Annotated in this window: 20 protein-coding genes; 10 read left to right on the top strand and 10 right to left on the bottom strand. The window is 66.7% G+C overall.

The window, feature by feature from the left end; all coding sequences use genetic code 11:
* Positions 1 to 39: 39 nt before the first annotated feature.
* The 5 genes from ACIPVK_RS18400 to ACIPVK_RS18380 are packed head-to-tail and all read right to left on the bottom strand — an operon-like array spanning position 40 to position 5,581.
* Complete coding sequence (locus ACIPVK_RS18400) at positions 40 to 1,041, bottom strand: ABC transporter ATP-binding protein (RefSeq protein WP_407613431.1); 1,002 nt, start codon at positions 1,039 to 1,041, stop codon at positions 40 to 42.
* On the bottom strand, positions 1,038 to 2,075 hold the full coding sequence (locus ACIPVK_RS18395; protein ID WP_407613430.1) for an ABC transporter ATP-binding protein: 1,038 nt from the start codon (positions 2,073 to 2,075) through the stop codon (positions 1,038 to 1,040). Before ACIPVK_RS18395 ends, ACIPVK_RS18400 begins: the two co-directional genes overlap by 4 nt.
* Positions 2,072 to 3,640, bottom strand: coding sequence for an ABC transporter substrate-binding protein (locus ACIPVK_RS18390; protein ID WP_407613429.1), 1,569 nt, complete (start codon positions 3,638 to 3,640; stop codon positions 2,072 to 2,074). Before ACIPVK_RS18390 ends, ACIPVK_RS18395 begins: the two co-directional genes overlap by 4 nt.
* Positions 3,637 to 4,632, bottom strand: a complete 996-nt coding sequence (locus ACIPVK_RS18385) for an ABC transporter permease (protein WP_407613428.1) — start codon at positions 4,630 to 4,632, stop codon at positions 3,637 to 3,639. Before ACIPVK_RS18385 ends, ACIPVK_RS18390 begins: the two co-directional genes overlap by 4 nt.
* Before the next feature lies 1 nt (position 4,633).
* Positions 4,634 to 5,581: an ABC transporter permease gene (locus tag ACIPVK_RS18380; RefSeq protein WP_407613427.1), complete on the bottom strand. Its 948-nt coding sequence runs from the start codon at positions 5,579 to 5,581 to the stop codon at positions 4,634 to 4,636.
* Positions 5,582 to 5,817: 236 nt separating this feature from the next.
* On the opposite strand from ACIPVK_RS18380, the gene ACIPVK_RS18375 reads away from it, so the two are divergent.
* Positions 5,818 to 7,392: a PLP-dependent aminotransferase family protein gene (locus ACIPVK_RS18375; RefSeq protein WP_407613426.1), complete on the top strand. Its 1,575-nt coding sequence runs from the start codon at positions 5,818 to 5,820 to the stop codon at positions 7,390 to 7,392.
* Positions 7,393 to 7,444: 52 nt separating this feature from the next.
* On the opposite strand, the gene ACIPVK_RS18370 is transcribed toward ACIPVK_RS18375, so the two are convergent.
* Together ACIPVK_RS18370 and ACIPVK_RS18365 are read right to left on the bottom strand one after the other, a co-directional pair.
* Positions 7,445 to 8,191, bottom strand: coding sequence for an aspartate/glutamate racemase family protein (locus ACIPVK_RS18370; protein WP_407613425.1), 747 nt, complete (start codon positions 8,189 to 8,191; stop codon positions 7,445 to 7,447).
* Between the two features lie 46 nt (positions 8,192 to 8,237).
* Positions 8,238 to 9,758, bottom strand: a complete 1,521-nt coding sequence (locus tag ACIPVK_RS18365; protein ID WP_407613424.1) for an NCS1 family nucleobase:cation symporter-1 — start codon at positions 9,756 to 9,758, stop codon at positions 8,238 to 8,240.
* A 301-nt stretch (positions 9,759 to 10,059) separates the two neighbouring features.
* Between ACIPVK_RS18365 and ACIPVK_RS18360 the strand changes: the two genes are divergently transcribed.
* The 6 genes from ACIPVK_RS18360 (at position 10,060) to ACIPVK_RS18335 (ending at position 17,168) form a co-directional block, all read left to right on the top strand.
* Positions 10,060 to 10,851 (top strand): hydroxypyruvate isomerase family protein, encoded by a 792-nt coding sequence (locus ACIPVK_RS18360; RefSeq protein ID WP_407613439.1) that lies wholly within the window; start codon positions 10,060 to 10,062, stop codon positions 10,849 to 10,851.
* 69 nt (positions 10,852 to 10,920) lie between these two features.
* Positions 10,921 to 11,838 (top strand): 2-hydroxy-3-oxopropionate reductase, encoded by a 918-nt coding sequence (locus tag ACIPVK_RS18355; RefSeq protein ID WP_407613423.1) that lies wholly within the window; start codon positions 10,921 to 10,923, stop codon positions 11,836 to 11,838.
* 176 nt (positions 11,839 to 12,014) lie between these two features.
* Complete coding sequence (gene gcl, locus ACIPVK_RS18350) at positions 12,015 to 13,820, top strand: glyoxylate carboligase (RefSeq protein ID WP_407613422.1); 1,806 nt, start codon at positions 12,015 to 12,017, stop codon at positions 13,818 to 13,820.
* 31 nt (positions 13,821 to 13,851) lie between these two features.
* Positions 13,852 to 15,000, top strand: a complete 1,149-nt coding sequence (locus ACIPVK_RS18345; protein ID WP_407613421.1) for a glycerate kinase — start codon at positions 13,852 to 13,854, stop codon at positions 14,998 to 15,000.
* A 59-nt stretch (positions 15,001 to 15,059) separates the two neighbouring features.
* Positions 15,060 to 16,451 carry an allantoinase AllB gene (allB, locus tag ACIPVK_RS18340; protein ID WP_407613420.1) on the top strand — a complete coding sequence of 464 codons (1,392 nt, stop codon included), beginning with the start codon at positions 15,060 to 15,062 and terminating at the stop codon, positions 16,449 to 16,451.
* A 300-nt stretch (positions 16,452 to 16,751) separates the two neighbouring features.
* Positions 16,752 to 17,168, top strand: a complete 417-nt coding sequence (locus tag ACIPVK_RS18335; protein WP_407613419.1) for a hypothetical protein — start codon at positions 16,752 to 16,754, stop codon at positions 17,166 to 17,168.
* A gap of 54 nt (positions 17,169 to 17,222) precedes the next feature.
* Here ACIPVK_RS18335 and ACIPVK_RS18330 read toward each other — a convergent pair whose 3' ends face one another.
* Positions 17,223 to 18,170, bottom strand: a complete 948-nt coding sequence (locus ACIPVK_RS18330) for a GlxA family transcriptional regulator (RefSeq protein WP_407613418.1) — start codon at positions 18,168 to 18,170, stop codon at positions 17,223 to 17,225.
* Between the two features lie 108 nt (positions 18,171 to 18,278).
* Here ACIPVK_RS18330 and ACIPVK_RS18325 point away from each other — a divergent pair, with 108 nt between their 5' ends.
* From ACIPVK_RS18325 to ACIPVK_RS18315, 3 genes are all read left to right on the top strand, one after another.
* The gene (locus ACIPVK_RS18325; protein WP_407613417.1) at positions 18,279 to 18,926 is read left to right on the top strand and encodes an isochorismatase family protein; all 648 of its coding nucleotides are present in this window, start codon (positions 18,279 to 18,281) and stop codon (positions 18,924 to 18,926) included.
* A 73-nt stretch (positions 18,927 to 18,999) separates the two neighbouring features.
* Positions 19,000 to 20,370: a flavin monoamine oxidase family protein gene (locus ACIPVK_RS18320; RefSeq protein WP_407613416.1), complete on the top strand. Its 1,371-nt coding sequence runs from the start codon at positions 19,000 to 19,002 to the stop codon at positions 20,368 to 20,370.
* Between the two features lie 355 nt (positions 20,371 to 20,725).
* Positions 20,726 to 21,073, top strand: coding sequence for a monooxygenase (locus tag ACIPVK_RS18315; RefSeq protein ID WP_407613415.1), 348 nt, complete (start codon positions 20,726 to 20,728; stop codon positions 21,071 to 21,073).
* Here the strand turns inward: ACIPVK_RS18315 and ACIPVK_RS18310 are convergent.
* Both ACIPVK_RS18310 and ACIPVK_RS18305 read right to left on the bottom strand, forming a co-directional pair.
* Positions 21,070 to 22,257, bottom strand: a complete 1,188-nt coding sequence (locus tag ACIPVK_RS18310; protein WP_407613414.1) for a siderophore-interacting protein — start codon at positions 22,255 to 22,257, stop codon at positions 21,070 to 21,072. The genes ACIPVK_RS18315 and ACIPVK_RS18310 overlap by 4 nt on opposite strands.
* 125 nt (positions 22,258 to 22,382) lie before the next feature.
* Positions 22,383 to 23,629 (bottom strand): carboxyl transferase domain-containing protein (locus tag ACIPVK_RS18305; RefSeq protein WP_407613413.1); only part of this gene is annotated, 1,247 nt, incomplete at its 5' end.

The following is a 23,629-nucleotide window of genomic DNA, read 5'->3' as shown; positions in this document are numbered from 1 at the left end:
TCACTTGTGGCGAAGGATGGGAGGTGAATCGGGGGAAAGTCAGCTGAAGCTGAGGGCTTCGAACGGCCGGGAAACCAGTTCCGGGTGGTGGCAGGCGCTGCGGTGCGTCGGGGCACCGTCCGCGGACACGGCCAGCTCCGGTCGTTCGGCGCGGCAAATGTCGGTGGCCAGCCAGCAACGGCTCGCGAACGCACAGCCGGTGTAACGCTTGCGGGGGCTGGGGAGGTCCCCACTCAGCACGATCCGCTCGGTCGTGGTGTCCTCCGGATCCGGGACCGCCGAGAGCAGTGCCTTGGTATAGGGGTGCCTGGGATTGGAAAAGACCTCCTCGGTGTCGCCGACCTCCACCACACGCCCCAAATACATGACCGCCACCCGGTCGGAAAGGTGACGCACCACGCCGAGATTGTGCGAAATGAAGAGGTAGGTGAGGTTCCGTTCGCGCTGCAGCCTGGCCAACAGGTTGAGGATTTGCGCCTGGATCGAAACGTCCAGGGCGCTGGTCGGTTCGTCGAGCACCATGAATTCGGGGTGCGTGGCCAAGGCCCGGGCAATCGCGATGCGCTGGCGCTGGCCGCCGGAGAACTCGTGCGGATGGCGTGCCAGCACCTCCTGGGTCATGCCCACTTCGGTGATGGCCGCCTGCGCCCCGAGGCGCGCCTCGGCCATGCTGCTCCCGGAGGCCAGCAACGGCTCCATGATGGACCGTGCGACGGTGTAGGTCGGGTCCAGCGAGTCGTTGGGGTCCTGGAACACCATTTGCATGCGCTGGCGCTGTCGTTTGAGCTCGCGACCTCGCACCCCGTCCATGCGCCGCCCGTCGAACTCGACGTGCCCGCTGCTGGGGGAGCGCAGCAACATGATCGCCCGGGCCAAGGTCGACTTGCCGCATCCGGACTCGCCTACGACGCCCAGGGTTTCCCCCCGCCGGATCTGCAGGTTCACGGAGTCCAGGGCGCGAACCGCATTGCCGCCCCGCGCCGCGAATTCCTGTCCCACTTGGTGGCATTCGACCAGGATGTCTGGTTCGTGGGTGCTCATGAACGGTCCTCCGTGACTAGTCCGCGGGTGGAAAGAACACAACGGGCCGTGTGTCCCGGCGTTTCGGCATCCAACAGGTGCTGGGGTTGCAGGCACCGTTGCTCGGCCATCGGACAACGTGCCGCGAAGCGGCAGCCGGGCAGCGCGCGGTCCTCGGGCCTGATGCCTCCGATGATCGCCGGCAAGTCGGTGCCCGCCGCGTGGGTGCGCCGTGGGATCGAGGCGAGCAGGCCACGGGTGTAGGGGTGCGCAGGATTCTCCATGACCTGCTTCGGGGTTCCTTCCTCAACGATCTGCCCCGCGTACATGACCGCCACGCGGTCGCAGGTGCTGGCGATGACGCCGAGGTCGTGGGAGATCAGCACCATGCCCATGCCGGTCTTGTCACGCAATTGGGTCAGCAGCGCCAGGATCTGTGCCTGGACCGTCACGTCCAGCGCCGTGGTCGGTTCGTCGGCAACCAGCAGGCGCGGGTTGGCCGCCATGGCGATGGCGATCATGACTCGCTGGCGCATGCCGCCGGACATCTGGTGCGGGTATTGGCGCATCCGCAATTCCGGTTCCGGAACCTGCACCATGGTCAACAATTCAAGTGCGCGTGCGGCGGCGCGGCGCTTGTCGCGCTCGCCGTGAAGCAGCAGAACCTCCGAGATTTGGTCGCCGATGCGAATCACGGGGTTCAGTGCGCTCATGGGTTCCTGGAAGATCATCGAGACGTCATTGCCGCGGATCCTGGCCAGCTCGCGCTCGCCGAGCCCGACCAGGTCCTTGCCTGCGACCCGAAGGCGGTAGGCCTCGGTGCGGGCAGCGGCGGGAAGCAGCCCCAACAGGGCAAGGCCGACGCTTGACTTGCCGCAGCCTGATTCCCCGATGATGCCTACGATTTCGCCCTCGGCGACGCGCAGGTTGACGTCGGAGACGACGTCGGGCCCGGCGCCGTAGCCGATGTTCAGTCCCCAGATGTCCAGGGCCTGCCCGGTGTCGGAGTCCTCGGAGGTGCTTGTTGCCGGCGCAACGTGCGTGGTTGAGGTCATGGCACGAGCCATCCCTTCTTCAGGTTGATGCGGAATGAGTAGGGATCCGGCACATAGCCCTGCAAGCGCGGGGACCAGAGTTCCTGGCGCTGCGTGACCACATACGGAACCAGGTTCAGCACCTGGTCGGCGACCTCGTTCTCCAATTGCTGGAGCACCTCCTTGCGTTTGGCGGGGGCCACGGTGGTGTTTAGTTTCTGCCACAAAGCAGTGGCCTTCTTGCCGTGGGCGCCGGTGGTGTTGGCCGGCGCATTCGGGGCGAGGAAGCCCGAGAAGTACGCCGAGGCGTCCGCTCGTGCCACCCCTGGAATGGCGATGATTCCCTTGAAATTGCCGGAGATGTACTTTGAGAGTGTGTCTGCCCAGGGCAGGGGATTGAGCACCAGTTCGATGCCCACGGCGCGCAGCTGTTCCTTCATGACCTCGTAGAGAGCGACATCGCGTGAGAATGACGCGTCCGAGGGGTAGGTGATGGTGACCTTGGTCCCGACGGCGTCGGCCTTCTCCAGCAGTGCGCGGGCGCCTTCGGGGTCGTGGGCGTAATTCGGCAGGTCTTCCGGGTGCGCGATTGCTGCCGGATCGCCCACCGGGACGATGCCTCCGATCTTCCCGTAGCCGTAACTGGCCAGCAGGGCGATCTTCTCCCGATCCATGGCCTTGGATATGGCCTGGCGGATCCGAGTGTCCGCAGTGGGTCCGCCGGTGGAATCAATGAACAGGTTCAGCGAACGGGTCGCGGCATTGTGGCCGATTTCAAAGCCCTCGCCCTGGACCTGCTCGGCCAGCTGCTCGTCGCCCAGCCAGATTGCATCCACGCTTCCCTGGCGCAGTGCGGCGAGGCGGGACTGTTCGTCCGGGAAGATGCGGAAGTCAATGCCGTCGAGGTGGGGCAGCGTCGGGTCCCAGTAGTGCTCGTTGCGGCGCAGTTCCAACACCACGTTGTCCTGCCACCCGGTCAGCTGGAAGGGACCGGTGCCCATGGCGGTGCGCTGCCGCTGTTCCTTCGAGGCCGAGCTGTACCAGTCCTTGTTGACGATGCTTCCGGTGCCTGCATCGGAGACGACGCCCAGGAACGTGCCGCTGGGGCCGGAGAGGTGGGCGTCGACAGTGTGGTCGTCAATGACCGTGGCGGACTCGAATTCGGTCAACAGCCTGGCCTGGAGGTTGCCGGAAGCTGCCATCGTCTCCAGGGAATATTCCACATCCTCTGCCCTAAGGGGAGCTCCGTTGCTGAATTTCGCGTTCTCGCGCAGATGGAAGCGGTACGTGGTGGCATCAAGTTGCTCCCACTTGGCTGCGAGGCCGGGCTGGATATTTCCCCTATCGTCGCGGGTGAGCAACGGTTCGTAGATCTGAACCCAGAAATTCATCCCGGAGAAGGCCTGTGAAGTGTATGGATCGATGCCGCCGGCCACCGGCTGGATGTCGGTGCCGTATTGCAGGATGCCCCCGCGTGCCGGGGCATCGGGGATGTCCGCGGCCTTGACGGCGATGGTGCTGCAACCAGTGAGTGCGAGCAGCCCCGCGATCGCCAGCACGATGGCGCTGTTGAGTCGCTTGGTCATGGGGTTTCCTCTCGACGGGGGCGGCGGCTGACGGTACCCGGGGCCGGCACGTCAACGATCTTGCGGTGGCGGATGACGGCCAACAGCGGGGCCGTGGATATGTTCAAGGCCCCGTCGCGTGGGGACAGGAGTTTTTGCAGTCCGTCGGCGATGAGGTTCCAGGCGATGGTCATCGCAATGATCACCGCCGCCGGGAGCAGGATCAGCATGGGTTCCCGGGCCATGAAGCGGGTCGAATCGGCGATCATGCGGCCCGCCGAAGGATCGGGCGGCAACACGCCCTGGCCCAGGAAGCTGAGGATCGATTCCATCAGCACCACCATCGAGGCCGTTGCCGCGAACTGGACGAAGAGAGGGGTCAGCGAGTTGGGCAGGAGGTGCGATGCGGCGATGCGCAAGCGTCCCACACCGGAAATCTCGGCGGAGGTGACGAAGTCGCGTTCCCGCAGGCTGATGGCCGGGGCACGCATCACACGGGCGAACCCGGGTGCCGAGATGATGGCCAATGAAATGATGAGCGTCCAGATCCCGGGGCCGAAGATCACTCGGGTCACCAGGGCCAGCAGGATCGCGGGAATGGCCAGCAGCACGTCCACCGAGCGCATCACGATTCCGTCGAACAGCCCGCCAAAGTAGCCGGCGAGGATGCCCGCGGCGGAACCGACGAGAGCAGCCAATAGCGTCGAGGCGAGGGAGATCTGCAGCCCCGTCATGGTCGCCGCAGCCAGCCGCGTGAAATTGTCGCGTGCCAGGTTGTCGGTGCCCAGCCAATGCTCGGCCGACGGAGAGGCAAAGGGTAGGTCGTTGATCTGGGTGACGGTGTAGGGGCTCAAGGCCGGGGTGAGTGCGGCGACGGCGGTCATGCCCACCACCAGGGCCAGGCCTATGACCAACGAAGGATGATGCCGCAGTTGACCGGCGAAGCGCCGCAACGCTGCCGGCACCGCGAGGCTGCCGAGAGCCGCGTTTTGGGTGGGGTTGGCGGTGGTCATTTCAGTTCACCGTCCTGATACGGGGGTCGATGAGCGGGTAGAGCAAATCGACGGCGAGGTTGATGGCGATGTACACGGCGCCAAGCACCAGCACGCAGCCTTGGATGGTGGGGTAGTCGGTCGAGTTCAGGGCCTCGATGAGCATTGATCCCATGCCCGGAAGGGCAAAGATGGATTCGACGATGATGGTTCCGCCGATCATCGTTCCCAGCTGGATTCCAACCACGGTGCTGACCGGAACGAGCGCGTTGCGCAGCGCGTGGCGGACGACAAGCCTCGAGGTGATCGCCCCCTTGGCGCGTGCCGTGCGGATGTAGTCCTGGGAGAGAGCGTCAAGCAGCGTGTTTCTGGTGTAGCGGCACAGGATCGCACCCATGGGCAGGGCCAGCACCATTGCGGGGACCAGCATTTGCACGACGGACCGCACCGGGTCCTCCCACAAGGGCGTATAGCCGATGAGCGGGAACTTCAGGGTCCGGGAGTTCGCCAGGATCAGCACGGTTCCAACGACGAATGCCGGCACGGAGAGGAACAGGAACGACCCGGCACGAATCACCGTGTCGGCGACCTTCCCGCTTCGAACCGCCGACAGCGCCCCGAACGGGATGCCGATCAGCAGCGAGAAAATGGTGGCGATGACGGCCAGCTCGACGCTTGCCGGCAGGCGTTCGGCGATCTGGGTGGTGATGTCGAAGGGGCGCGTGAGCGAAGTTCCGAAGTCCCCGCTCAGCACCCCTCCGAGCCACACGACGAACTGCTCGTACCAAGGCCGGGTCAGCCCAAGCTGCTCACGGATTGCTGCCAGTGCCTCCGGGTCGGGGTCGGAGGTGTTCAGGTACTGCGCGGCGGGGTCTCCGGGGATGAGCCGGACCATGCTGAAGACAAGAAGGGAGAGCGCGAACAGCACAAACAGCGCTGTTCCGGTCCTCTTGGCCAAGTATCTAATCATGCGGTCTTCTCCTGGGAATGTGGGTGTACACCATTCGGGGAATTGATGCTTAGGGGCGGTGGGCGGCGTGGGATCGATGCCGTTCCCTGGACGCTGTGGCTGCGTTCGGCGTACCGAGGTTGATGATGCCGTGGATGCTGCGGGAACACTTAGTCGCTTGTGGCGTTCGTCACAGCCTAAGTGTGTGAAACTGGTCATAACAAGATCCAGTTTTCTTCATTTCAAGCAGTCCAGTAATGGGCGTATTGGCGATCATTGCACGAGGGGGAGGGCACTGCGTTGACCCGTTGCAGGAATTGAGCGCGTTGACAGGCGAGCCGCGGGCAGCCCGGATGGCACTGCTTCCGGCACCCCCGGGAACTCCCTTGGCGACTCGGGTGCGGCGTACCGTGACGCAGCTGATTGTCCGCGGGATCTGGCCCACCGGAGCAAAAGTTCCGTCAAGTCGAAAATTCGCCTATGACTTGGGAGTTTCTCGGACGACTGTGCAGAGCGCCTACCATGCGCTGATAGACGAAGGGTATCTGGTTCCTTCCGATCGTCGTGGTGTGTTTGTCAGCGAGCGCCTACCGGCGGTAGCCCAGATCCTTGAACCGGAGCCGGCCGCCGGAGACGACGAGCGCTGGGAGGAATCGGTCCAATGGGATCGGTGGGCCAGCTCGGGACGTGAATCCGCGTGGCCCGAACTCCAACGCGAACGGCAATGGAATCGGTTTGATTTCCCGTTTGTGACGGGCCAGCATGACCCCGTCTTCTTTCCCGACGGGCCGTGGTTGCGGGCCCTGAAGAAGGCCCTGAGCGACGAACATCGGTATGCGAGCCTGGATGACCGTCTGGAAGACGATCCGTTACTTCTGCAATCGCTGTGCGCCCGCGTGCTCACGGTGCGAGGTCTGCGTGTTTCTCCGGAGAACATTCTGGTCACCATGGGCAGCCAGCAGGGCCTGCAACTGCTTGCGGAGACGACGCTTCGTTGGGGTGACCGGGTTGCCATGGAAAACCCGGGCTACATCGATGCGCGGCACGTGTTCCATCGCGTCGGAGCCCAAATGATTTACGTTCCGGTGGATGCCCAGGGGGCGATCCCACAGCAGGAGTACAACGGGGCACGGCTGCTCTTCGTCACCCCGAGCCACCAGCACCCGACGAACGTGACGCTCTCGCTGGAGCGCCGCCTGCAACTAATTGCCCAGGCCGAGGAGCAGGATTTCCTGATCGTTGAAGACGACTACGACGCCGAACTGCAGTACAGCGGCCAAACCAGCCCCTGCATGGCCAGCTTGGACCCCAACGGGCGGACCATCTACCTGGGGACATTGTCCAAGGTGTTGGCTCCCGGCCTGCGCATGGGATACGTGGTCGGACCCAAGAAGCTCATCGCCGCGCTTCGCCAGCGCCGCCGATATGCCCACCGCCAACCACCCGGGCACATTCAGCGAGCTCTCGCCCTGTTGATGGATGCCGGAGACCTCGCCCGTTCCTACCGCCGCTACAGGAACGACCTGCGACTGCGCTGGCATGCCGCGACGAATGCCGCGCGGGAGCTCTTTCCGCCGGGCCAGATCCTGCCACCTGGAGGGACCGGGCTGTGGTTGCGTACGGGCGTGGCGCGGCCCTCGAACGCTATTGCCAACGAGGCCCGCGCTCACGGAATCCTCATTGATTCGGGCAACCATTATTTCTCGCACCCGGAGGACGGGCGCGGTTTCATCCGAGTCGGTTTCGGCGTGATCAAGGCGGAACGAATCCCGGAGGGGATGCGGCGCCTGGCCGCCCTGCTGCCCGGCGAAAAGGATGCCGCCCTCGAGTAAACGAGGGCGGCATCCCATGGGGGTCCGGCCAGGTGCGGGATGGTGTGCGGCGTCAGCCGGCGTTGAGAGTGACGGCAGCCTTGGTGATCGGCCAGCCGGTGACGACCTTCGGCCGCGGGGTGGCGTAGGTGCGCACCTTGGAGGTGCTCAGGCCCAGTCGCACCAGCGACTCGGCGATGGTGACCGCGGCGCGCACGCCGTCGACGATCGGCACGCCGGTGGCCTCGGCGACCTTGGCCTCGAGCTCCGCCATGCCGCCGCAGCCGAGCACGATGACCTCGGCCTTGTCGTTCTCCACCGCCTGGCGGGACTGCTCCACGATCGCGGCGACCGCGCGCCCGGGATCGGACTCGAGCTCGAGCACGCCCAGCCCGCTGGCGCGGACCGAGGCGCAGCGGTCGGTGAGCCCGGCCAGCTTCAGCCGGTCCTCGATCAGCGGCACGGTGCGGTCCAGCGTGGTGACCACGGAGTACTTGTGGCCCAGGAACTGGGCCGTGGAGGCCGCCGCCTCGGTGATGTCAACGACCGGGACGTCGAGCAGTTCCTGCAGGCCCTCGCGGCCGTGTTCGCCGTAGCCGGCCTGGATGACCGCGTCGTAGGGTTCGGTGTAGTTCACGACCTTGTCCATCACGGCGATCGCGGCGAGGTAGCTTTCGAAGTTTCCCTCGCAGGAATCCGCGCCGAAGTCCGGCGTCAACTCGACGATCTCGGTGCCGGGGGAGGCGGCCGAGCGGGCCGAGTCGCCGATCGACCGGGTCATGGACGCGGTGGTGTTGACGTTGAGGACCAGAATTCTCATGGGGGAAACTCCTGTGTTGCCGGTGGAACCGGGGAACTGTTGGTGGCTAGTGGGTGGGGGCCACGGCGATGTGCTCGCCGTCAATGTCCGCGTGGACCTGGCCGCGCTTGGCGATGGCCAGGTAGACCACGGCGCCGAGCCCGGAACCGATGAACCAGGCGAAGGCCGAGACGTGGCCCAGTGCCGGGGAGAAGGCAAGGACCAGTGCCGCGACGGCCGAGACGCCCAGTGCGATGATCGCCCGGAAGTTGACGCCGCGGGTGAAGTAGTAGGTGCCCTCCGGGCTGGACCGGTAGAGGTCCGGGACGTTGATCTTGGAGCGGCGCAGGATCCAGTAGTCGGCCATGATGATGCCGAACAGCGGGCCGAGCAGCGCACCCAGGCCGCCGAGGAAGTAGGTGATGACAGCGGGGGAGTTGTAGAGGTTCCAGGGCAGGATCAGCAGCCCGATGACGCCCGAGATGATGCCGGCGCGACGGAAGTTCAGCACCTTCGGGAAGAGGTTTGTCAGCGCGTAGATCGGGGCGACGAAGTTGGCCATCAGGTTCACGGCGATGGTCAGGATCAGCAGTGCGGCCGAGGCGGCCAGCAGCAGGAAGGTGTTCGGGATGGCCTCGACGACGTCCGAGGGGCTGTCGATGATGGTTCCGTCGATCTTGAACTGCGCGCCGGTCATGACCACGACGATCAGGCCGAAGAGCAGCATGTTCAGCGGGATGCCCCAGAAGTTGCCGCGGACGATCGAGCCCTTGGACTTGGCGCTGCGGGTGAAGTCGCAGAAGTTCAGCACGAAGGTCGCATAGATGGATACCCACAGGGCGCCGCCGCCGAGGATCCCGAGCCACATGTCGACCCCGGTCTTGGCATCGCCGGTGGACCAGGCGATCGAGCCGCCGGCCTGGGCGAACATCCAGATGGCGAGTGCGCCCATGGTGACGAGGATGACCGGGCCGGCGAAGGCCTCGTACTTGCGGATCATTTCCATGCCGTAGCTGACAATGACCAGCTGCAAGGCCCACAGGCCCACGAAGCAGATCCAGCCGAGGGTGGAAAGGCCCAGGAAGTTGTTGTCGTTCAGGGAGGCGGCGGTGGGGGCCACTGCCAGGATCATGACCACCAGGACCACGGAGGCCAGGTAGGTCTGGATGCCGAACCATGCGATGGCCACGGCGCCACGCAGGAGGGCGGGGATCTGGGCACCGCGGATGCCGAAGGCGATGCGGCTCATGACCGGGAACGGGACACCGGTCTTTTCGCCCATGAAGCCGGAGAAGTTCAACAGCCCAAAGAGCAGGAGTGCTCCAAAGCCCAACGCCAGCAGGATCTGCCAGCCGCCCAGGCCGAGTGCAAAGAGCCCGATCGCAAATGCGTAGTTTCCAAGGGAGTGGACGTCGTTGGCCCACAGCGTGAAGATGCTGTAGCTGGACCAGGTCCTTCCCGCCTTGGTCGTGGGTGCCAGGTCGCTGTTGTAGAGCGACGCACTGAGTCCATGGGGATTCAGTTCGTGCTGGACCACGGGCGGGACGCTGGATTCTGACGTCGCTGTGCGCACATCTGGATGGGTCATGAGAACTCGTACCTTTCACCACTGGGGGTGTGACGGAGATTACTTCGTGGATCGATGATGGCACGATTCCATGTAAAAGAAAAGGATTTTCATCAGGTGGAATTGTTGCGAAAGTCTTTCGGCCAGGATTTGACTGGTCGCGGACGGTTCGCTGTGGATTTGGTCGCCCGGGGCGCGGAGGCGGGCCGATGGGCGGAGGCGGTGCGCGCCCTTGACAGTGACTCAGCCCACTCGTTAGAGTTCTCATCAAGCAATAAACATATTTCACAATATGGAAGTTGGAACCATGAAGGAGTCGAAGATGGCCTACACCGTCAACTGTTCAATCCTGCTCACCGAGCTCCCCCTGCTGGAGCGCGCCGCGGCGGCGAAGGCCGCGGGCTTCGACAGCGTTGAATTCTGGTGGCCGTTTGCCACGGCCGTACCCGCCGACTCCGAGGTCGACGCCTTCGTTGCCTCGATCAAGGACGCGGGCGTCACCCTCGAAGGCCTGAACTTCTTTGCCGGTGACATGCCGGCCGGGGACCGCGGGCTGGTTTCCTGGGTCGGACGCGAATCCGAGTTCCTCGACAACATCGACGTGGTCGCCGGCATCGGCGAGGCCACCGGCTGCAAGGGCTTCAACGCCCTCTACGGCAACCGCCAGCCGGGGATCGACGGCCAGGCGCAAGACAAGCTGGCCATTTCCAACCTCGTCGCAGCCGCCAAGGGCGTTGAGCGCATCGGCGGCACCGTGCTGCTCGAGCCGATTTCGGGCTCCGAGACCTACCCGCTGAAGACCTCCGCCGACGCATTCTTCGTCCTGCAGAAGGTCCACGCGGCAGGTGCAAGCAACGTCAAGCTGCTCGCCGACTTCTACCACCTGGCAGTGAACGGCGACGACGTTGCCGCGCTGATCGAGGGCCACGCCCACGAATTCGGGCACATCCAGATCGCCGACGATCCGGGACGCGGCGCACCGGGCACCGGAACCCTGCCGCTGGGTGAATGGGTCACCCGGTCCCGCGACCTCGGCTACGCCGGAGGCGTGGCCCTGGAATACAAGTCGGCCCAGGCCGAGGCCTTCAACTGGCTCATCCGCCAGTCCGCCTAACCCACCCCACCCACACGCATCCGGGCCAGCAGCGCCCCAGCCACCACCACAAGTTTTCAGGAGTACGACATGTCGAACACGCAAAAGATCGCATTCATCGGCCTGGGCATCATGGGCCTTCCGATGGCCATCAACCTGGCCAAGGCCGGCTTCGAGGTCACCGGTTACAACCGCAGTCCGGAAAAGACGGCCGAACTGGTTGCCGCCGGCGGCAAGGGCGCCGGGTCCATCCCGGAGGCCGTGGCCGACGCCGATGTCGTCATCACCATGGTCCCGGACTCCGTGGACGTCGAGGCCGTCGTCACCGGCGAGGCAGGGGTCTTTGCGCACGCCAAGGCCGGGGCCCTGTGGATCGACAACTCCTCCATCCGTCCCGACGTGGCAGCGCGCCTGTCCGACGAGGCCCGCGCCGCGGGCCTGCGCCCGCTCGACGCCCCGGTCTCCGGCGGCGAGGCCGGCGCCATCGGCGGCGTCCTATCCATCATGGTCGGCGGCGAGCAGGCGGACTTCGCCGACGCCGAGGCCGTGTTCAACGCCGTGGGCAAGACCATCGTGCTGGTAGGCCCCTCCGGTTCCGGCCAGACCGTCAAGGCAGCCAACCAGCTGATCGTTGCGGCGAACATCCAGGCGCTCTCCGAGGCCGTGGTGTTCCTCGAGGCCTACGGCGTCGACACCGACGCCGCCCTCACGGTCCTGGGCGGCGGGCTCGCCGGCTCCAAGGTCCTGGACCAGAAGGGCCAGAAGATCCTTGACCGGTCCTTCGAGCCCGGTTTCCGCCTGGCCCTTCACCACAAGGACATGGGCATCGTGACCTCCGCGGCCCGCGAGGCAGGCGTCGTGCTGCCGCTTGGCGCACTCGTCGCCCAGCTCGTGGCCTCCACCGTGGCCAGCGGCGACGGCGCCCTGGACCACTCCGGACTCTTCCGCGGCGTACAACGCCTCAGCGGATCCGCCGACGTTCCGGCCGAACCCGTGGCCGCCAACTAACCAGCCGGACGGGCGGTGCGGTGCCGGCTCCCCGAGTCGGCACGGCACCATCCATCCCCAGGGATCCTTCGCGGCAAGCACCCGCTGCGCGCCTTCGGTCCACATAAACTCACCCCCCTTCCCCCCCCGCCAGGCAAGCGCCGGCGCCGGGGGATTGACACAAGGAGCTCTACACCATGGCAAAGATGCGCGTTGTCGATGCAATTGTCCTGATTCTGGAAAAGGAAGGCGCCATTGAGGCCTTCGGGCTGCCCGGCGCGGCCATCAACCCGCTGTACTCGGCCATGCAGCGCCGCGGCACCATCCGCCACACGCTGGCCCGCCACGTCGAGGGCGCCAGCCACATGGCCGACGGCTACTCGCGTGCCACCGGCAAGATCGGATTGTGCCTGGGCACCTCCGGCCCCGCCGGCACCGACATGATCACCGGCCTGTATGCAGCGATCGCCGATTCCATCCCGATGCTCTGCATCACCGGACAGGCCCCGACCGACAAGCTGCACAAGGAAGACTTCCAGGCCGTGGACATCGAGTCCATCGCCAAGCCGGTCACCAAGTTCGCGGCCACCATCCTGGAGCCGGGCCTGGTCCCGGGCTACTTCGCCAAGGCCTTCCAGATCATGCGCTCGGCACGCCCGGGCCCGGTCCTGCTGGATTTGCCGATCAACGTGCAGATGGCCGAGATCGAATTCGACATCGACGCCTACGAGCCGCTCACCCCGGACAAGCCGGCGGCAACCCGCGGCCAGGCCGAGAAGGTCCTGGACCTGCTGGTCGCCTCCAAGCACCCGATGATCATTGCCGGCGGCGGCGTCATCAACGCCAACGCCTCGGACAAGCTCGTCGAGCTGGCCGAGCTGCTGAACATCCCGGTCTCCCCGACCCTGATGGGCTGGGGCGCCATTCCGGATGACCACCGCCTGCAGTCGGGCATGGTCGGCATCCAGACCCACACCCGCTACGGCAACGTCTCCTTCCTGGCCTCCGACTTCGTGCTGGGCCTGGGCAACCGCTGGGCCAACCGCCACACCGGCGGCCTGGACACCTACCGCCAGGGCCGCAAGTTCGTGCACATCGACATCGAGGGCACCCAGATCGGCCGGGTCTTCTCCCCGGACCTGGGCATCATCTCCGACGCCGGTGCCGCGATCGACCAGCTCCTGGCCGCCGCCCGCGACCGCAAGGCCGCCGGCACCCTGCCGGACTACTCGGCGTGGGCCGATGAGTGCACCGAGCGCAAGGGCACGCTGCACCGCAAGACCAACTTCGAGAACATGCCGATCAAGCCGCAGCGCGTCTACCAGGAAATGAATGCCGCGTTCGGCCGCGACACCACCTACGTCTCCACCATCGGCCTGTCGCAGATCGCCGGCGCGCAGATGCTGCACGTTTACGGCCCGCGCCAGTGGATCAACGCCGGCCAGGCCGGACCGCTGGGCTGGACCGGTCCCGCGGCCCTGGGCGTGGTGCGCGGCAAGCCGAACTCCACCGTCGTCGCCCTCTCCGGGGACTACGACTTCCAGTTCATGATCGAGGAGCTGGCCGTCGGCGCGCAGTTCAAGCTGCCGTACATCCACGTGGTCGTGAACAACTCCTACCTGGGCCTGATCCGCCAGTCGCAGCGCCCCTTCGAGATGGATTACCACGTCTCGCTGGGCTTCGACAACATCAACTCCCCGGAAACCAACGGCTACGGCGTGGACCACGTCAAGGTCGCCGAGGGCCTGGGCTGCAAGGCCGTGCGCGTCGAGGATCCGTCCAAGCTGGCCGAGGGCTTCGCCGAGGCCGGCCGCCTGGCCGCCGAATTCCAGGTGCCCGTGGTCGTCGAGGTCATCCTGGAGCGTGTGACAAACATCGCCATGGGTGCTGAACTGGATGCGGTGAACGAGTTCGAGGACCTGGCCACCGCGGCCGCCGACGCCCCCACGGCGTTGACCCCGCTGGAAGTGGCGCACGGCATCCACGCCGGCGCATCGGTCTAGGCAAGAACTACACGAGAGGAGGCGGCACACCATGTTGGTAGTAGTGGCACCGGACAAGTTCAAGGGATCGCTCACCGGCGCGCAGGTTGCCGCCGCCATCGAGGCGGGGGTGCGCGCGGCAATGCCCGAGGCGCGCACGCTCGCGGTGCCCGTGGCCGACGGCGGGGAGGGAACCCTCGCCGCCGCCGTGCCCTGCGGCTTCGAACTGCACCATGTGACCGTCGCCGGCCCCACCGGTCAGCCGGTGCGTGCGGCCTTCGGGCTCAAGGGCGAGGTTGCCATCGTGGAAATGGCCGAGGCCTCGGGCCTTGACCTGCTGCCCGGCGGCACCCCCGACGCCCTCGGGGCGACAAGCTTCGGCACCGGGGAGCTGATCGCCGCCGCCCTGGACGCCGGCGCCACCGGGATCATCCTCGGCGTGGGCGGAAGCGCCTGCACCGACGGCGGGGCGGGCATGCTCCAGGGGCTCGGCGCCCGGCTGCTTGATGCGCAGGGCAACGAACTGGCCCGCGGCGGCGGTGCGCTGGCCTCCCTGGCGCGCGTCGATCTGGGCTCACTGGATCCCCGGATCGCCACGACCTCCTTCACCCTCGCGGCCGATGTGGAGAACCCGCTCACCGGTTCCAACGGTGCCGCCTTCGTCTTTGCCCCGCAGAAGGGCGCAAGCCCGGAGCAGGTGCGGGAGCTCGACGCGGCACTGGGTCGGTGGGCGCGGGTCCTGGGCCAAGGGCTCGACTCCGAGCGCATCGACGTGCTCGCCGCCTCCCCGGGTGCCGGGGCCGCCGGCGGGGTGGGCTTCGCCGCCCTGGCGGTGCTGGGAGCCACCCGGCGCCGCGGCATCGACGTGGTGCTGGAGCTGACCGGACTGGAGGCCGCCCTTGAGGGTGCGGTCGCCGTGTTCACCGGCGAGGGCAGCCTGGACGCCCAGTCGCTGGAGGGCAAGACCCCGGTGGGCGTGGCCCAGCTGGCCGCCGCCCACGGCATTCCCGTCTACGCAATTTGTGGACGCAACCAACTTTCCACCGAGCAGGCAACCGCCGCGGGCTTCACCGCGGTGAGATCGCTGCTCGAGCTGGAAGAAGATGTTGCCCGTTGCATGAGTGAGGGTGGATCACTTGTGCAACGGGCGGCAACCCAATTGACCGCCGAATTCCTGGCCACCCACGCGGCCAGCGCGTAGGCGCCCGCTATTCTTTCCCCAACCACCATTTTCAACGCACGATACGTAAGGACGAGACCATGGGCAACACCGAGCTCACCGAGGCAACGACGCCCCGGTCGGAAGAAAACACAGGCGCGGACTTCGACCTGGTGATCCGCGGTGAACGGATCGTCACGGGCGCCGGAACCGTCTCCCGCGAAATCGGCATCCGCGACGGCAAGATCGTCGCCATCGAACCGCTGGGCAACAACCTCTCCGGCGCGCAGCTCATCGAGCTCAGCGCCGAAGAGGTGCTGATCCCGGGACTGGTCGACACCCACGTGCACGTCAACGAGCCGGGCCGCACCGAGTGGGAGGGCTTCGAGTCCGCCACCAAGGCCGCAGCCGCCGGCGGGGTGACCACCATCGTGGACATGCCGCTGAACTCCATCCCGCCGACAGTCAACGTCGAGGCCCTGGAACTGAAGCAGGACGCCGCCCGCCGCAAGGCCTACGTGGATGTCGGATTCTGGGGAGGTGCCATCCCGGGCAACAAGAAGGACCTGCGCGAGCTCCACGATGCCGGCGTCTTCGGCTTCAAGTGCTTCCTGCTCCACTCGGGCGTCGAGGAATTCCCGTACCTCGAGCCGGACGAGATGGAAGAGGACATGACCGAGATCGTGTCCTTCGACTCGATGATGCTGGTGCACGCCGAGGACTCGCGCGCGATCGACCGCGCCCCGAACGCCGAGGGCGACCACTACGACCGATTCCTGGCCTCCCGCCCGCGCGGCGCCGAGAACGTCGCGGTGGCCGAGGTCATCGAGCGTGCCCGCTGGACCGGGGCCCGCGCCCACATCCTGCACCTCTCCTCCTCCGACGCGCTGCCGATGATCGAATCGGCCAAGCGAGACGGCGTGAAGCTGACCGTGGAGACCTGCCCGCACTACCTCACGCTGCTGGCCGAGGAGATCCCGAACGGGGCCACCGCCTTCAAGTGCTGCCCGCCGATCCGCGAGGCGTCCAACCGCGAACTGCTCTGGAAGGGGCTGGAGGACGGGATCATCGACTGCATCGTCTCGGACCACTCGCCTTCGACCATTGACCTGAAGGACGTGGAGAACGGTGACTTCGGCGTGGCCTGGGGCGGGGTTGCCTCGCTGCAGCTGGGCCTGGCACTGATCTGGACCGAGGCCCAGCGCCGCGGCATCAAGCTGGAGACCGTGCTCAACTGGATGTCCAGGCGTCCGGCGGAAATCGCCGGGCTGCAGCACAAGGGCGCGATCACGCTGGGCAACGACGCCGACTTCGCGTTCTTCGCACCCGAGGACAGCTTCCTGGTCGACGTGGACAAGCTGCACCACAAGAACCCGATCTCCCCGTACCAGGGCAAGGTCCTCGCCGGGAAGGTCCGCCGGACCTTCGTGCGCGGCACCGAGGTCGACTTCAAGACCCCGCAGGGCAAGCTGATCCGCCGCGGCGAGGTCTAAGCGGCCGAACCGCCATCAACTTCCGGGCCGCCTCGGCTTCCCCGCACATCCTCCAACGTGTCTCCTTGGTCAGTGATCACGTTGGAAGTGCGGGGAACCGCGGGCGGCCCGGTGTCTTTAATCGACACGGGCGCCTTTCGCTTTATCAAAGCGTTTTACTATATGCTGGTGCGATGCGGGATTGCACCATGCATCGCACCACAACGAGGTGGCGCGCGACAATCTTGATCCCGCCGCACGGCCACGGCGCCGACGGGCATCGGACCGCCAAGGGCGGGCTGCGGGCAGGAAGGGACGGCAATGAACTGGAAGCAGGCAAACTTCCTGGGAATGGGGCTCTCGGCGACGCTGACCGCCCTCATCCTGGCCGCCCTGGTCTCTAACGGCGCCGGGGGACTGCATGAGTTCCGGCTGATCAACACGCTGCTGCTGGTGGTCTTCAGCTTCGTGGTGCTCGCCGCGGCGTTCAGCGCGCTGGCTGCGAAATTCCTGGGGTTCTCCCAGTGCCGCAATTGCATGCTGGCAGTGGCCCTGGCCTGGGCCTTCTCGGTGCCGCTCTCCGCCTGGATCAACATGGGCGGGGCAACCGCCGAGGCCTTCGAGCTCGACCTGGGTGACTGGGGATGGGCGCTGCTGCCCGCGCTACTCTACGCCGTGGCCATCCTCGTGTTGCAGTTGGGCCATCGCCGCGGCGCCAAGGGTGCCGCCTCGACCTAAAGTGGTCAGGCGTCGGCTGTGGGACAAGCTCGGCGTGGTGCTTGCGCCCCCGGCTCAGCGGCTGGTGAAGCGGGTCCGATACGAGGTCGGCGTGGTGGAGTAGGCGGCGACGAAGTTCTGCCGGAACGTCACCGCGCTGCCGAAGCCGCACGACTCGGCAATGCGGGCAATGCTCCAGTTGGTGGTTTCCAGCAACTGGCGGGCGTCGTCGAGCCGCCGGCCCAGCACCCAGCGCGCCGGGGAAAGCCCGGTGACCTCCTTGAACCTGCGGGTGAAGTTGCGCTTGCTCATCGTGGCGTGGGCCGCCATGGCGTCCACTTCGAGGTCCTGGTCCAGGTTCGCCAGCGCCCATTGAATGGTCCGGCCCAGCGGCCCGTCCAGCTCGGGATCCGGCAGCGGGCGGGCAATGTATTGCGCCTGACCCCCGTCGCGGTGCGGCGCGATGACGATCTGGCGCGCCACGGTGGCCGCGGCCGCCGAGCCGAGGCGGGTGCGCACGATGTGCAGGCAGGCGTCGAGGGCGGAAGCGGTGCCGGCCGAAGTGAGCACGTCGCCGTGGTCGATGTAGAGGGCGGAATCGTTGAAGTCCACGGCATGCGGCTTGGCCGCCACTTCCCGGGCGCCTCCCCAGTGCGTCACGGCCGTGCGCCCGTCGAGCACGCCGCTGCACGCCACCGGGTACGCGCCGAGGCACAGCCCCGCAATCGCGGCCCCGCGCCCATGTGCCTCGCGGATCAGTCGAAGCAGGTCCTCGGAGGGATCGGGAAGCTGCGAGAGCCAGGAGGGGAAAACCACGAGGTCGGCATCTGCGGCAACCACCGGCCCGGAGACATCGCCGATCAGGTAGCCCTCGGCGCTGCGCACCGGCCCCCCGCCATCGTTGAAGACCGTCGTGTTCCAGTCCGTGGCCAGACCCAGCCGGGCAACCTCGCCGAAGACGAGCAACGGGGTGGCCAGGTGGAACATGGTCATCCCGTCGAAGGCGTGGATGGCGATTTTCATCGTGGCCCATTTCCATCGAAAGTGTGCATATACGCCACTCACTGTACCCGTCCGGATGCTGGCAGGCTGGAACCATCAACCAAAACCACCAAGGAAACGGGGCCCACCATGGCTGAACTGCGCCGCGCACTCGTCGTTATCGACGTCCAGAACGACTACTTTGCCGAAGAAGGACCTCTGGCCATCCAGTACCCGGACCGCAACGAGTCCCTTGCCAACATCACCCGCGCCATCGACCTTGCGGAAAAGCAGGGGATGCCGATCGTCTCCGTCCAGCACGAATACCCGGCCGGTGCGCCGGTGTTTGCGCAAGGGTCCGAGGGTTGGAAGCTGCACCCGGAGGTTGCCTCGCGTCGCACCGATTCCTGGAAGCACTTGGTGAAGAGCTACTCCAGCGTGTTCGCCGGCACCGACTTCGAAGCCTGGCTGCGGGAGAAAGAGGTAGAGGCCATCACCATCGTCGGCTACATGACCAACAACTGCGACCTGGCCACCGCGGTGGAAGCCGAGCCGCTGGGAATCGCGGTGGAGTTGCTCTCCGATGCCAGCGGGGCGATCCACCTGGCCAACGAGGCAGGGATGGCCAGCGCACAGCAGGTGCACGAGACCCTGATGGTGCTGTTGAACTCCAACTTCGCCGCAGTGGCCACCACCGACGCCTGGGCGGCGGCCGTCGAAGCCGGAACCGCGGTGCCCAAGGGCGACCTGGGCTCCTCGGCCATGCAGGGCCGGGCGGCGTTCGCACCGGTCGGCTGACCAGTCCAATGTCGTTGCCCCGGGTTCCGGGGCGACGACATTGGTTGCACCATTGGTCACATGACCGAATTACTTGTTGGAGTTACTTGAGATGTTTGATGTCGACGTCGTTGTGGTGGGCGCGGGCCTGGCCGGTCTCAGCGCTGCCCGAAAGCTGGTTGGGGCGGGAAGGTCCGTGGCCGTGCTTGAGGCCCGTGACCGGGTGGCGGGCCGCAACATGGGAGGCTTTCTCAGCAACGGCGTGCCAGTGGAGATGGGCGGCCAGTGGGTCGGCCCGACGCAGGATGTGGTCCTTGGGCTCATCGAGGAGCTGGGGCTGGAGACCTTCCCCAGCTTTGACGAAGGCGAATCCTTGACCGTGTTCGACGAAAACGTCTTGCGCTACGCGGATACGACGTTCGGGCTTCCGCCCGAGTCGGCCATGGAGGTTGGCCGTCTCTGGGACGAGCTGGAGGCCCTGGCCACCACGGTGGCGCTTGAAGAACCCTGGGAGACCGCGGGTGCCCAGGATTTGGACCGGCAGACCCTTGATTCGTGGCTTGTCGCCAACACGCAAGACAGACTCGCTCGACGCTTCTTCAGGGTTCTCGTCCCGGCGCTGTTCTCCGCCGAGTCTCCCGAGCTGTCGCTCCTGCACTTTCTTTTCTACATCAGATCCGGCACCAGCCTGGAATCGCTGGTGAACACCACCGGAGGTGCCCAAGAGACGCGAGTCGTCGGCGGAACCCACCAAATCTCCGAGCGGATGGCCGACGCTCTGGGCGACTCGGTCCGTCTCAATAGCGTGGTGAGGACCATCCGCCAGGACGGGACCGGCGTCGTCGTCGAGTACGAGGGAGGCAGCATCACGGCCGAACACGTCATCGTCGCCGTGCCGCAAACGCTGGCCGGACGATTGCGCTACGTCCCGCCCCTGCCGCCGCTGCGCGACGCACTCACGCAGCAGATGCCGGCCGGGGCCGTCATCAAGTTCCAGGTCGGGTACGACAGGCCCTTTTGGCGCGAGGACGGTCTCAACGGCTCGGTATTGAGTTTCGACGATGCTTTCAGTGTCGTCCTGGACAACAGCCCACACGACGCTTCCTGCGGAGTCTTGGTCGGCTTCCTTGAAGGCTCCCACGCCCGCACCGCCAGCTTGATGGACGCGCGGGAGCGCCGCGAGCTCGTCGTCCGGTCCCTGGTGAAGTACTTCGGACCGAAGGCGGCAGAGCCGTTCGACATCGTGGAGCAGGACTGGACGGCCGAGGAATTCACCCGCGGCTGCTACGGCGGACGGCTTGGCGCCGGTGCCTGGACGCAGTATGGCAAGACCCTCGCGGCTCCCGTCGGCCGCATCCACTGGGCCGGAGCGGAGACCTCCTCCATCTGGAACGGCTACATGGACGGCGCCGTCCGCTCCGGCCGCCGGGCAGCAGACGAAATCTTCCACGCCATGCCGAACTAACAGACCGCCAACATGGTGCATCGCTCTCCAGGTCGCGCGAGGCCCGTTGCTACGGATTCCGGATCGACGTGAATCGTGAACGATACGGGCACGTCCACCATTCTTCTCGGACGAGAGTCCGGGCGACGCGCCAGTGCCCACCCGATGGAATTGGACACCTGGATGCGCGGCCGCCCTTTTTGGCGGAATTTCGGCGACCAGCGGGTTGCGCCGGTGCTGAACCACTCGCAACCCGGACATGATGGTCCTACAGGACTCAACCCTGGTGCCTGCGGCAATGGTTCGCCCTGCCGGATTTCGGCTCCCATTCAACTGCGGCACTTCGTGCCCCCACCATGGAAAGTGATGCAAAACAATGACTAATACAAAGACTGACGCCCTCGGGTCGGAGGAAATCCTGTGGCTGGTTCAGGTCGACTTCCCCTCGGACGGGCCCTTTGGGGATGAGATGGCCAACGGCTATGCCGAGCTGGCCCACAGCATCGCACGGGAACCCGGCCTGGTCTGGAAGCTGTGGACCGAGAACAACGAGACGGGCGAGGCCGGGGGAATCTACTTGTTCACCACGGAGGAAGACGCCCGGGCCTACCTGAAGATGCACAGCGCGAGGCTGGCAGGATGGGGGATCACCGGTATCCGCGGGAAGGTCTTCGCGGTGAACCGTTCCCTGTCGCAGATCACCCGGGGCCTTGAGTCCGCCTAATCGGCCGTCCCGCCGGTCCGCTGCCCGGCCTCGAGGTGCCCACCGTTGGCGGACGTTACGGGCCAGGTTCGCCCGGGCCTGCGCGCGGTCCAGTAGCTGGAAACGTGGACACGGCGCTGCTCGATGTCCCAGTGCGAAGCCAGCTTGCGGATGTCGCGCACGGCGTTGCGCCCGCCCAGCGCCAGGACCTCCACGCTCCCATGCGGGGCAGGGGTGTCTCGCAGCGCGTTGGGCAGCAGGCTGCTGACGGCCGCGGGCTCGCCGTTGCGGTGGAGCCAGGTGAGTTCCATATGCAGCGGAAGGTCGAACTCCTGTTCGTCCTCCGGACCTTCCACCTCGAGGAAGACCCGTCCCGACGCCGTCCGGGGCAGCATTTCCAGCGCCGCGGCTATGGCCGGGATCCCCGCATCGTCTCCCGCGTAGAGGTGCTGCTCGGCCTTCGGGTCGGGACGGAACTTGCCCTTGGGCCTGGAGAGCACCAGCTGGTCGCCGGGTTGCGCTGCCGCGGCCCAGCCGGAGGCCGGCCCGGCCGGATCGTGGATGAAGAACTCGATGGCCAGTTCCCGGGCCACCGGGTCGTGGCGGCGGATCGTGTAGGAGCGGGAAACCGGGAAGTCCTCGCGCCGCAGCGTCTTGCGCAGCGCACGCATGTCGTAGGGCGGGAGCAGCCCGAGGGCGGGGTTCGCGAAGTACAGCTTGACGTACTGGTCGGCCGCGCCGTTGGACTCGAAGTCGTCGAAACCCTCCCCGCCGGCAACGATGCGCACCATGCTGCGGCTGGGGCGCTCCACGCGCAGGACTTCCATCACGACCTGGGATCCGGGCATCCGCCGCCGGGGGACCGGCGCGGGTTCATGGATCGGGCCCGGCGCGAGCGGCGTCCCGGTGGATGGGTGCAGGTCCGCCGGGACGGCGATTCGGTGCCCGGCCTTTCGGATGGCCTTGGCGGCGGCCGCGTGGGCCGCCCTGCCGCCGGCCTTCTCGGCGTCCCGGAGCACCGATTCGCGCAACGCCTTGGAAAGCTGTAGCCCGCCATGCCGGGCCGCCCGCTTCAGCTTCTTCTTGGCGGCCTTTCGCCCGGCCCTGCGGCCGGCTTCCACTGCGACCTCGAGTATCCGGGCGTGCCCCGCGGCAAGGGGGTGGGGCACCTTCCCGGTATAGCGGCGCTTCTTGTGGTGCGACATGGCTTGGCTCCTCCGGGTGGACGAGGGCGTGGGGATCGCCTCTTACCTCGAGTTTGGCCCGAATGCGGGCCGGACACAAGCAGGCACCCGGCCCCCGAAGGGACCGGGCGCCGCGGTGCGTCCCGTCAAGCGCCGAGTGTCCGGAACTTGGCCCGGCGCCGGGCCAGGCGCTCGTGCTCCGGGATCCTTCGGGCGTTGGCCAACTCCAGCTCGATGGCCTGGCCCATCCGGGTGCAGAACTCCCGTGGTTCCAGGGACGCGTCCGGCAATTCCTCGACCACGCGGTCCACCAGCCCGATGCGCGAGAGCGAGGCCACCTCCACTCCCTGATCTGCGGAAACCTGCGGGGCGTACTCCGCGGTGCGGTGGATGATGGCGCTGGCCCCCTCCGGCGGCAGCGGCGAGAGCCACGAGTGCTGGGCGGCAATGATCCGGTCCGCGGGCAGCAGCGCGAGTGCCCCGCCGCCGGTTCCCTGGCCCAGCAGCACCGACACGGACGGTGCCTTCAGGCCGATGAGCTCGTTGAGCGACCGGGCGATTTCCCCGGCGAGGCCACCCTCCTCGGCCTCCTTGGACAGTGCCGCCCCGGCGGTGTCGATGATGGTCAGCAGCGGCAGCTGGAGTTCCTCGGCCAGCTGCATGCCGCGGCGGGCCTCCCGCAGCGAGGCGGGGCCCATCGCGGGGGCGTCGGCGTGCCGCGGGCGCTGGTGGCCCAGCACCACGCATGACTGTTGCCCGAACCTGGCCAAGGCCAGGCTCAGCCCCGGGTCATTCTCTCCCTGGCCGGTGCCGTTCAGCGGCAGCGCATCGACTGCCCCGGCAGCCAGCAGCATGCGCAGATCCGGGCGCCTGGGGTTGCGGCTGATCAGGATGGACTCCCAGGCGCTCGCGTCGCTTGGGGCCCCGGCACGTACCTCCGGCACGATGGCCGGGTCCGGCCCCTGGGCGGGCGTGAGGATCCGCAGGGCGCGGTCGACGATCGCCGGCAGTTCCTCGGGCGTCACGACGGCGTCGATGAGCCCCTTGCGGTAGAGGTTCTCCGCCACCTGGACGCCGGGTGGGAACGCGGTGCCGTTGAGGGTCTCGAACACCCGCGGGCCCAGGAACCCGAGCAGCGCGCCGGGCTCGGCCACCGTCACGTGCCCGAGGGACCCCCAGGAGGCCATGACCCCGCCGGTGGTGGGGTGGCGCAGGTAGACCAGGTAGGGCAGCCCGCTTTCCTTGTGCCGGCGCACCGCATCAGTGATGGCGACCATCCCGAGGAAGGCCAGCGTTCCCTCCTGCATCCGGGTGCCGCCCGAGGCCGGGCCCGCCAACAGCGGCAGCCCCTCGGCGGTGGCGCGTTCGATGGCCGAGGTGATGCGCTCGGTGG

This window comes from Paeniglutamicibacter sp. MACA_103 (genome assembly GCF_045798555.1).
Lineage (GTDB): Bacteria > Actinomycetota > Actinomycetes > Actinomycetales > Micrococcaceae > Paeniglutamicibacter.
Note: the sequence above shows the minus strand (reverse complement) of the source record. Positions and strands in the feature narration are given on the sequence as shown.

Coding starts and splice junctions, on each gene's coding strand:
- ACIPVK_RS18380 (WP_407613427.1), bottom strand. CDS start 5,581: ATGATTAGATACTTGGCCAAGAGGACCGGAACAGCGCTGTTTGTGCTG.
- ACIPVK_RS18370 (WP_407613425.1), bottom strand. CDS start 8,191: ATGAGAATTCTGGTCCTCAACGTCAACACCACCGCGTCCATGACCCGG.
- ACIPVK_RS18335 (WP_407613419.1), top strand. CDS start 16,752: ATGAACTGGAAGCAGGCAAACTTCCTGGGAATGGGGCTCTCGGCGACG.
- ACIPVK_RS18345 (WP_407613421.1), top strand. CDS start 13,852: ATGTTGGTAGTAGTGGCACCGGACAAGTTCAAGGGATCGCTCACCGGC.
- ACIPVK_RS18400 (WP_407613431.1), bottom strand. CDS start 1,041: ATGAGCACCCACGAACCAGACATCCTGGTCGAATGCCACCAAGTGGGA.
- ACIPVK_RS18390 (WP_407613429.1), bottom strand. CDS start 3,640: ATGACCAAGCGACTCAACAGCGCCATCGTGCTGGCGATCGCGGGGCTG.
- ACIPVK_RS18325 (WP_407613417.1), top strand. CDS start 18,279: ATGGCTGAACTGCGCCGCGCACTCGTCGTTATCGACGTCCAGAACGAC.
- ACIPVK_RS18365 (WP_407613424.1), bottom strand. CDS start 9,758: ATGACCCATCCAGATGTGCGCACAGCGACGTCAGAATCCAGCGTCCCG.
- ACIPVK_RS18355 (WP_407613423.1), top strand. CDS start 10,921: ATGTCGAACACGCAAAAGATCGCATTCATCGGCCTGGGCATCATGGGC.
- ACIPVK_RS18395 (WP_407613430.1), bottom strand. CDS start 2,075: ATGACCTCAACCACGCACGTTGCGCCGGCAACAAGCACCTCCGAGGAC.
- ACIPVK_RS18315 (WP_407613415.1), top strand. CDS start 20,726: ATGACTAATACAAAGACTGACGCCCTCGGGTCGGAGGAAATCCTGTGG.
- ACIPVK_RS18375 (WP_407613426.1), top strand. CDS start 5,818: ATGGGCGTATTGGCGATCATTGCACGAGGGGGAGGGCACTGCGTTGAC.
- ACIPVK_RS18310 (WP_407613414.1), bottom strand. CDS start 22,257: ATGTCGCACCACAAGAAGCGCCGCTATACCGGGAAGGTGCCCCACCCC.
- gcl (WP_407613422.1), top strand. CDS start 12,015: ATGGCAAAGATGCGCGTTGTCGATGCAATTGTCCTGATTCTGGAAAAG.
- ACIPVK_RS18360 (WP_407613439.1), top strand. CDS start 10,060: ATGGCCTACACCGTCAACTGTTCAATCCTGCTCACCGAGCTCCCCCTG.
- ACIPVK_RS18385 (WP_407613428.1), bottom strand. CDS start 4,632: ATGACCACCGCCAACCCCACCCAAAACGCGGCTCTCGGCAGCCTCGCG.
- allB (WP_407613420.1), top strand. CDS start 15,060: ATGGGCAACACCGAGCTCACCGAGGCAACGACGCCCCGGTCGGAAGAA.
- ACIPVK_RS18330 (WP_407613418.1), bottom strand. CDS start 18,170: ATGAAAATCGCCATCCACGCCTTCGACGGGATGACCATGTTCCACCTG.